This is a genomic window from Nocardia sp. NPDC004722, from assembly GCF_053601505.1.
This window is the reverse complement of record NZ_JBSGBY010000357.1, coordinates 1-8,749: the sequence shown is the minus strand read 5'-3', so window position 1 is coordinate 8,749 and position 8,749 is coordinate 1. Positions and strand designations below refer to the sequence as shown.

General features: G+C 68.0%; 9 protein-coding genes. 4 read left to right on the top strand and 5 right to left on the bottom strand.

Annotated features, from left to right (window positions below):
• Positions 1-228: 228 nt before the first annotated feature.
• Positions 229-663: a MarR family winged helix-turn-helix transcriptional regulator gene (locus ACWELQ_RS29115; RefSeq protein WP_452400229.1), complete on the bottom strand. Its 435-nt coding sequence runs from the start codon at positions 661-663 to the stop codon at positions 229-231.
• Positions 664-750: 87 nt separating this feature from the next.
• Here ACWELQ_RS29115 and ACWELQ_RS29110 point away from each other — a divergent pair, with 87 nt between their 5' ends.
• The gene (locus tag ACWELQ_RS29110; RefSeq protein ID WP_452400228.1) at positions 751-2,328 is read left to right on the top strand and encodes an MFS transporter; all 1,578 of its coding nucleotides are present in this window, start codon (positions 751-753) and stop codon (positions 2,326-2,328) included.
• A 10-nt stretch (positions 2,329-2,338) separates the two neighbouring features.
• Here ACWELQ_RS29110 and ACWELQ_RS29105 read toward each other — a convergent pair whose 3' ends face one another.
• Positions 2,339-2,476, bottom strand: a complete 138-nt coding sequence (locus ACWELQ_RS29105; RefSeq protein ID WP_452400227.1) for a hypothetical protein — start codon at positions 2,474-2,476, stop codon at positions 2,339-2,341.
• 168 nt (positions 2,477-2,644) lie between these two features.
• Here ACWELQ_RS29105 and ACWELQ_RS29100 point away from each other — a divergent pair, with 168 nt between their 5' ends.
• Positions 2,645-3,532, top strand: coding sequence for a hypothetical protein (locus ACWELQ_RS29100; RefSeq protein ID WP_452400226.1), 888 nt, complete (start codon positions 2,645-2,647; stop codon positions 3,530-3,532).
• Here the strand turns inward: ACWELQ_RS29100 and ACWELQ_RS29095 are convergent.
• Positions 3,510-4,358, bottom strand: coding sequence for a DUF1266 domain-containing protein (locus ACWELQ_RS29095; protein ID WP_452400225.1), 849 nt, complete (start codon positions 4,356-4,358; stop codon positions 3,510-3,512). The genes ACWELQ_RS29100 and ACWELQ_RS29095 overlap by 23 nt on opposite strands.
• Positions 4,359-4,494: 136 nt before the next feature.
• On the opposite strand from ACWELQ_RS29095, the gene ACWELQ_RS29090 reads away from it, so the two are divergent.
• Complete coding sequence (locus tag ACWELQ_RS29090) at positions 4,495-5,484, top strand: AurF N-oxygenase family protein (protein WP_452400224.1); 990 nt, start codon at positions 4,495-4,497, stop codon at positions 5,482-5,484.
• Here ACWELQ_RS29090 and ACWELQ_RS29085 read toward each other — a convergent pair.
• Positions 5,451-6,911, bottom strand: coding sequence for an MFS transporter (locus ACWELQ_RS29085; protein ID WP_452400223.1), 1,461 nt, complete (start codon positions 6,909-6,911; stop codon positions 5,451-5,453). The genes ACWELQ_RS29090 and ACWELQ_RS29085 overlap by 34 nt on opposite strands.
• 98 nt (positions 6,912-7,009) lie before the next feature.
• Between ACWELQ_RS29085 and ACWELQ_RS29080 the strand changes: the two genes are divergently transcribed.
• Complete coding sequence (locus tag ACWELQ_RS29080; protein WP_452400222.1) at positions 7,010-7,459, top strand: MarR family winged helix-turn-helix transcriptional regulator; 450 nt, start codon at positions 7,010-7,012, stop codon at positions 7,457-7,459.
• 117 nt (positions 7,460-7,576) lie between these two features.
• On the opposite strand, the gene ACWELQ_RS29075 is transcribed toward ACWELQ_RS29080, so the two are convergent.
• Positions 7,577-8,656, bottom strand: a complete 1,080-nt coding sequence (locus ACWELQ_RS29075) for a hypothetical protein (RefSeq protein WP_452400221.1) — start codon at positions 8,654-8,656, stop codon at positions 7,577-7,579.
• Positions 8,657-8,749: the final 93 nt, after the last annotated feature.

Here is an 8,749-nt window from a genome sequence, read left to right as displayed (position 1 = left end):
CGTGGACAGCCGCCCAGCAGGCGGCGGGTCCGCCGCCGATCACCAGCACATCGGTCGCGATCTGCCATGGTTCGCTCATCGGCACGTCCTCTCGGGAGAGTTGGTGCCCGGAACGGTAAGGCGGGCGGCCGTCGCCGCCGAAGGGTTCGGCTCACGCCGATCGGATGGGGCCGGAATTTTCCACCTGATGGAAAGCCGCTTGCTTCCCGGGGCGAAGCCGGGTTCGGTTCAGCGGCAGGCTTCGGCCATGCCGGACAGCCATTCCCGGACCGCGGCCCGCTGAGCGGGCGTGAACGCCGCCTCCAACTCGTTCTCGCGACGCGCGACGGCGGCGTCCGCCTTCCGGTAGACGTCCCGGCCCGCGTCGGTGACGTAGATCTGGTGGGTGCGGCGATCGGTGGGATGCGGTCGCCGTTCGATCAGACCGGCCTTCTCCAGCGTCGCGAGCATCTCGTTGGCGGCCTGCCGCGTACTGCCGACATTGCGCGCGATATCAGCCACCGACATGCCGGGTTCGCCCTGCGTCATCATCAGGGTGGCGTACTGGGAGCTGGTGAGGTCGAAGTCCGCGAGCACCTCGCCGATCGAGGCACGCATGCCGAGCCAGACCTTGCGGACCATGAAGGTCAGGGATCCATCGCTGCCGCAATCGTTTCGGCCCACCGCGCCACCTTCCAGAGATTGACAGGTTCCTGACAATCACGCACACTCGAGATCGTCAGGTTCCTACCAATCTTATCGAAGGTTTCCATGACTGCGCCTGTGACGCTGCCGAAATCACGGCAGCGGCTGATCCTCGCCGTACTCCTGCTCTCGTCCCTGTTGATCTGGATCGACAACACCATCCTCGCCACCGCGCTCGAGACGCTCGCCGATCCGGTGCGCGGCCTCGGCGCGAATCCCGCTCAGCTGCAATGGGCTTCGGGCTCCTACACCCTCGTGTTCGCCGCGCTCATGTTCACCGCCGGCGCGCTCGGCGACCGGTTCGGGCATCGGACCGTGCTGGCCACGGGATTGATCATCTTCGCGGCCTCATCGGTGTGGGCCGCCTATGCGGGCGACCCCGCGCAACTCATCGCGGCGCGCGCGGTGATGGGGGTGGGCAGTGCGCTCATCATGCCCGCCACCATGGCCACGATCACCTGGACGTTCACCGGTCCGGACCGTGCGACCGCGATCGGACTGTTCTCCACCTCCGCGGGTGTGGGGCTCGCCGCCGGGCCGCTGCTGGCGGGCGTACTGCTCGACCATTTCTGGTGGGGCTCGGTGTTTCTGGTGAACGTGCCCGTCGTGGCGGTCGCGCTGGCCGGAATCGCGGTGTTCGTCCCGAATTTCCGCAGCCCGACGCCGCGGCCGCTGGATCTCACCGGATTGGCGCTGTCGGTCAGCGGTTTGGCCGCGCTCGCCTACGGGCTGATCCGGGCCGGGCAGGTCGCGGCCTGGACGCCGGTGCAGGTGTGGGCCCCCATCGTCGCCGGAATCGCCTTGCTGACGGCGTTCGTGGTCGTCGAATTGCGTGCCGCGCAGCCGAGTTTCGATCCGCGGCTGCTCGCACAGCGGGTGTTCGGCGGCGGCAACGCGGCCTTGGGCCTGCTGTTTCTGGCCATGACCGCCAGCGGGTTCTACGGCGCGTTCTATCTGCAAGGCGCACGCGGCTTCTCACCGCTGGCCGCGGGTCTGATCAACTCCCCCGCCGCGCTGGGCGTCATCATCGGCGGCCCGCTGGGCGTGCGCCTGGTGCGCCGCTGGTCGCTGCGCTCGGTCACCGCGACCGCCCTCACCATCGGGGCGCTGTGCATGGGCAGCATCGCGTTCTTCGGACTGCACACGCCGATCATCTGGAACGTGATTCTCTCCGGCGCGCAAGGCTTCTCGATCGGCATGGTGATCGGCTCGGTCACCAGCGCCCTGATGAGCACCCTCCCGCTCGAACGCGCCGGGGCCGGATCGGCGGTCACCAACACGGTCCGCCAGACCGGCAGCGTGCTGGGCATCGCGCTCGGCGGCACCATCATGGCCATCACCTATCGCACCGGAATCCACGGCGCGGTAACCACTCTCCCGGATGCGGCCCGCGAACCCGCCCAGGTCTCGGCCGAGCAGGCTCGCCACGTCGCCGCCGCCCTGCACCGCCCGGACCTGGCCGAGGCCGCCGACCACGCCTTCATTCACGCCATGCACGTCGGCTCGATCTGGACGATGCTGTTCGCCCTCGCCCTCGCCGGCGCCGCCACCCTGGCCATCGTGCTGCGGCCCGACGCCACCCCGGCCACACCCGGGGAAACCCCGGTCGGCGATGAACAATTGGCCGCCGCCGAGAGCCACTGACCCGCTCGGTTCAGCGAGCGCCACGCCACGCGTCCTGCACCACCCGCCGGTGGTGCAGGGCCGCGCGGTCGGCGGTGGCGGCGCGGTGGGCCTGAACGAGCTTGCGCGAGAGGTGACGGGCTTGCTGCAATCGGTGTGGAACGGACATGACGGGCTTCCCTTCGGATCCTCGGCGCCGGTGCGCCTCCTACCACGTAAGACGGGTCCCGGCAGGGAAATTCAGCGGTCCGCGATGCCCGGGACCGGGCACGATGGACGGTTTCGCTACGCTGCTGGTCGGGACGGCCCGGTGGTCGAGTGAGGGAGGGCAGGGGCGATGCTGGAAGTGTGGGGTAGGCGCACGGTCATCCGGTTCGGGGACGGGCGGCTGGTCACCCAGCCGTTGCAGGCCGATGACGAGACCGCGCTCGAGGTGCCGATCTCCGTGCTGCGCAGGACCCGGGTGGCGACCACCGACGACGGGCGCATCGCGGTGCTGCTGTATTTCCACTCCCCTGAATTCGTGGTGAACGGTGTTGCCACGCAACATCATCCGGTGCCGGTATTCCTGGAGCCGGAGCTGCGCGAGCAGGCCGCGGAACTGGTCCGGGCGGTCGAGCGGGAGTTGTTGGACGCTCGGCGCGTGCAGCCGCCGCGACCGGATCTCACCCCGCCGCCGCTGGAATCCTCACCACACGGCCCGATGCGCCGGGACGTGACAGAGGCCGCGCGGCGCATGCGGTTCACCGGTCACGTCACCCACCGGATCACCGCGCTGCAGACCCTGGCCCGGCCCGACGAGTTCGTGCTCGAACTGGCGCAGGCCACCTACGCCGGTATCCCGGGGTTACTGGCGGCGACCACGCTGCGGCTGCTGTTCCTGGGTACCGAGGCCATCCATGAGCTACCGATCGCCGTCGTCGACCGTGCGGAGGTCACGCCGCCGTCCGCCCCCGGCACGGTCGCGACGCTGCGGATTCACGCCTTCCCCGCCACCCACGACTTCATCGATTGGGAGGCAGCGGATTTCGCGCGGCTGGCCGAGGGTCTGCGGCTGGCGTGCGAGATCGAGCAGCTCGACGGCTCGATCGGGCCCGTGCGGCCGTCCGCGGTGGAGCTGTTCGCGCAATGGCAGCTGCTGACCGAGCGCCGCAAGCTCGGCATGGTCGAGGACGAGGCCTTTCAGCGCCAAGCCCTCGGGATCATGCTCGCGCTGCCGAACTGATCCCCGGGTGCAGGGCTACCCGCCGCCACGGGCTCGACGGCCGGATGTGGAAGCCGTGCACGATTTTTCGCCGTTCCGCGACCTGTTCGCGGGCCGCCGCGAGGTCGCGGGTCGCCGCCCAGAAGATCGCTCCGGTCAGGAACCCCGACCCGAACTGCCGCCAATTGTGGTAGTGCGCTTGCGCGATGGCGAGTCCGGCCAGCAGGTGTTCCCAGGCTTCGTCCTCGCTGAGATACCCGGCGGTGTGTGCCGCGCGGGCGATGAAGACCACGCGCGCCAGATCCCAGGCGGTAGCGTCGGTGTGCAGGGGCTGCGGCAGACCGTCGACTATGCCCAGTTTGATGGCCTGCAACCAGGCGTCGTAGTCGCGGTCGAGTCCGGCCGCGCCCTCGTAGCCACGGAATTGCGAGAGCAGATGCAGGAATTCGCGATGCCCGGAGGCGAGCCCGGTGCGGTCGGGCCGGTAGGACTCCTTGGCGGCCTCCGAGGCGAGCGGATGGATGAGCGCGAACAGGGGTGCGTGCATGCCCGCGAGTAATCGGCCGATGGTGTCGCGGGCGTCCTCGGCATTGTCGACACCCCAGGCGTCGTGCAACCCGTCGATGGTCCGCTCCCGCGTGGTCTCGGAACGGCCGGGCAGTTCCGGCGCGAACGCGACGGTGTCGTGGTAGGCGCCCCAGCTGTCGGCGTAGTACGCGCCGAGGGCGAGCGCGCGAATCCGGTCCTCGGACAGCGCCGCACCCGACCAGGGATCGGGGCTGGTACTGACCTGCGGAGTCGGGAATCCGATGATTCGCGGCATGTTCGCGGGCGCGATGTCGACCATGAGCCCTGCCCCCTCCTCCGTGTGGACCCGATCCGCGGAAATCCTACCGGCCCCGGACCGCTGGGTATTTACAGGGTTGTCTGTAACCGTGGTTAGCACCTATCTTGGAGTGTGTCGCACCACACAGGAGGCAATGATGGCTCTGACGACGATGTCGGGCAAAGTTCCTGCGGCACGGGACTACAAGGACGTGCTGCACACCCTCTCGGAGGGATCGGTGCAACGCCGGTTCGATCCATACCTCGACATCCCGTGGGATGCACCCGAGTTCGCGATCGACCCGCAGGATCCGCGCTGGGTGCTGTCGCCGGAGATCGACCCGCTCGGCGCGACCGCCTGGTATCGGGCCCAGCCGCTGGAACGGCAGATCGAGATCGGCAAGTGGCGCATCGCGAACGCGATCAAGGTCGGCGCGGCCTTCGAGAGCATCCTGATCCGCGGAATGATGCAGTACATCATGCGGTTGCCCAACGGCTCCCCCGAATTCCGCTACTGCCTCCACGAGATGACCGAGGAGTGCAACCACATTCAGATGTTCCAGGAGCTGGTGAACCGCATCGGCGTCGACGTGCCGGGGATGCGGCCGATCTTCCGGCGGCTCTCGCCGTTCATCGGAGTCGCCGGGGGCTACGCCTGGGCGATCCTGTTCATCGGCATTCTCGGCGGCGAGGAACCGATCGACCACTATCAGAAGGCGGTCATCCGCAATGGCGCGCACCTGCCCCCGGCGGTGGTGCGCTGCATGGAGATCCACATCGCCGAGGAGGCCCGGCACATCTCCTTCGCCAACGAGTTCCTCAAGGAGCACGTCCCGGCGATGAATATCGCCTACCGCAATGTCTGCGGTATCGCCTTCCCGCTCGCCATGCGATGGCTGGCCGGTGAGATCATGGCTCCCCCACCGGAATTCGCGCGCCGCTTCGACATTCCCCGCGAGGTGATCAAGGAAGCGTTCTGGCAGGGCCCGGAAGGCGCGAAAACCCTCACCGGGTACTTCGGCGATATGCGTTCCCTCGCCGACGAATTGGGTCTGATGAACCCGGTCACCCGCCGACTGTGGAAACTCCTGCACATCGACGGTGACCGTTCCCGCTACCGCAGCGAACCCGAACGCCGCATCGCCTGATCACGCGGCGCTGCTTCCCGCCCGATATCGCGTGCGGCCCGGCGGACCGGGATCATCGCGGCGATGAGGGCGGCAAGCAGGGCCACGCCGGTACCGATCAGGAACACGACCCGGAAGCCGTGCTCGGTCGGGATGGAGTGGCCGCCAACCGAAACGGTCATCTGCGCGAGGACCGCGCCGACCACCGCTGAGGACACCGACGTGCCGATCGAGCGCATCAGGGTGTTGAAACTGTTGGCGGCCGCGGTTTCCGACTGCGGGACCGCGCCCATGATGAGTGCGGGCATGGCCCCGTAGGCGAAGGCGACGCCGGTGCTGCACACGATGTTCACCACGAGCAAGCCCCACACCGAGCCCATCAGCGGACCGCCCAGGCCGTAGCCGACGGCCATCACGAGGGCACCGGTCGTGAGAGTGACCTTGGGGCCGCGCAGCGCCGAGAGCTTCGCGCCGATCGGTGAGATGAGCATCATCATCAATCCGCCCGGTGCCATCCACAGGCCCATGGCCAGCATGGACTGGCCGAGTCCGTAGCCGAGCGCCTTCGGAAGTTGCAGCAGCTGCGGCACACTCAGTTGCAGCGCGTACATGCCGACGCCGAGGGCGATGCTGGCGAGGTTGGTGACCAGCACCTGCGGGCGGGCCGTAATGCGCAGATCGACCAGCGGTTCCGGTGCGCGCAGTTCCCACCAGCCCCACACCAGCAGCGAGGCGATCGAGGCGGCGAACAGTCCCAGCGTCGCGCCGCTGGTCCAGCCCCAGGCGGCGCCCTTGGAGACCGGCAGCAGCAAGGCGACCAGTCCGGCGCCGAGCAGGAGCGCGCCCGCGAAATCGAAACGCCCGGCCGGCCCCTCGGCGGCACCCTCGGGCACCACGATCACCAGCAGTGCGGTCGCGACGGCGACGAGAACCGCTGCGGCCCAGAACATCACGCGCCAGCTGCTGTACTGGGTGACCGCCGAGGCCAGCGGCAGCCCGAGCGCGCCCCCGATGCCCAGCGACGAACTGATCAACGCGATGGACGCGCCCAGCCGCTCCGGCGGCATGACGTCGCGCAGTAGCGCGATGGCCAACGGGATCACGCCTACACCCAGCCCTTGCAGACCACGGCCGATGATCATGGGTACCAGGGATCCGGCCAGCGCGCAGGTCACCGAACCGATGATCAGCGGCACGGTCGAGGCGATCATCATGCGGCGTTTGCCGTACATGTCGCCGAGACGTCCCGCGACCGGCGTGGCCACGGCCGCGACCAGCAGGGTGATGGTCACGACCCACGAGGTGTCCGATGCCGTGGCGTTCAGGATCCGCGGCAGTTCGCCCAGCAGCGGGACGACCAGGGTCTGCATGAGCGAGGCGATGATGCCGGTATAGGCCAGCACCGCCAGAATGCCGCCGGTCCGCGGCGTGGCATCGGGTTGGGTCACGTGCGTCTCCTCAGCACAACAAAGCAATGATGTGCAATATACACACCAAGTGTGTCATGCACACACTGTGCACTTTGCACATCACTTAGGGTGTAGCCATGAGCAAACCCACCGACGCACTCGAGTTCGAGGCGATGCTCTTCGGGCGCTACAGCCTGATCTCCCGCAAAGGCCACAATCGGCTCGATCGCAGCGCGTACACCATCCTGAGCCTGCTGCGCAGCAATGGGCCGCTCTCGATCGGGCAACTCAGCGAGGCGCTCGGCCTGGATGTGTCGACCTTGAACCGGCAGACGGCCGCCATGATGAAATCGGGTCTGCTGGAACGCATCCCGGATCCCGACGGCGGCATCGCCCGCAAGTTCCGGGTCACCGCCGAAGGCGGCACGACACTGGAAGACGAACGGGCGGAGAGCATCCGGCATCTGGACGCGATCCTCACCGACTGGCCGGAGGAGGAGGTCGCCGCCCTGGCCGCCTACCTCGAGCGGTTCAACACCGCCATCGAGCATTATCACGGTCGTCCATGGCCGCGCCCCCGGGCGTAATGCGCGGAGACGGCCGGGCTACAGCCCTGCCGGTGACTCCCCAATCGATGCGGGCCTGATCGACCCGGTCTGGGTGGACGTAGATTCGCCCAGGTCGGGCTTCGAAGGCCCGGCGGCTCAGTTCGCGGGGAGTTGAGTGGTGGTTGGTTTGCCCTGGTCGGTGACGGTCAGGGCGATGGACTTGCCGCCGCCGTCCCAGGCGTCGAAATCGAAAGCTGCGGTGGCGGTGGCGGATACGGCGACGCCGTTCCGGGTGAAGGTGCGCTTGCCGTGGTCGTCGAGGCGTTCCATGGTGACGCCGAGCGAGGCGGGCGCACGGGATTTGGTGGCGTCGACGGTGAAGACGTTGCGATCCAGCGGGAGGGTGACCTCGACCGTGCCACCCGGGCCGACGGCCGCCTTGCTTACCGCGAAGGCGTAGTCGGACTGGTCGTAGCTCTCACCGATCTCGATATCGGGGGCCTGCGCGTCGGTGGCGGAGTATTTGACCCGGTCACCGTCGATTCCCATGTCGATCGTGGATGTCGCGCCGGGGGCGAGGTTGATGCCCGAAACCGACACGTCGAAGGCGCCGCCGAGAATCACCACATCGGACTTCTGCGTCTTCTTCAGTCCGGTGCCGTCCAGCGTCACCGTGAAGTGGGTTCCGGCCGGGATCTGATACTCCGGCTCGAACTTGTAGGTGGAGTTGTTCGACCTGACGTCGACGAAGCGCGCGCCGGGAATCTCGTTGACGCGCTTGCCGTTCAGGTAGCCGATCCGCTTGCCGCCGTCGGCGGTGATCAGCAGGTGGCCGTGGTCGACCGGATCGCCGTCGAGGAACACCGTCAGCGCCGGGCCGCCGGGCTTCGCGCCGGAACCCTTCGCGCCCTTGGTGTCGTGGGCGAGGTACGGGAAGGTCTGCGGCTGCTGCGCGGGCGTCGTCGGATCCAGCATCAGGGTCGCGGTGCCCGCGTCGCCGTCATACGGCTCGCTCGGATCGGCGGGGTTCGAGGCGGTCTGGTAGCGCCAGGTGTCGGCATTGCGGTCGACGTCGATGTGGCTGGTGACGCCGGGAAAGTTGTTGTCGTAGATGAGAATCGAGGCTTGGCCGTTGCCCTTGTCCTCGATCGCGTACGGCGTCACCTCGTGACCGCCGCTCATGTCGCGTTTGTAGAAGCCGACCGAGTACGTCTCGGCCGCACCGGGTTTGAGCACCTCGGTGAGCTTGTCGTCGATCGGCGGCCGTCCGGTGACGCTGGCCAATCAATTGCTGCTCGGCGGTCTGATCGAGGCCGCCACCAACGGCTG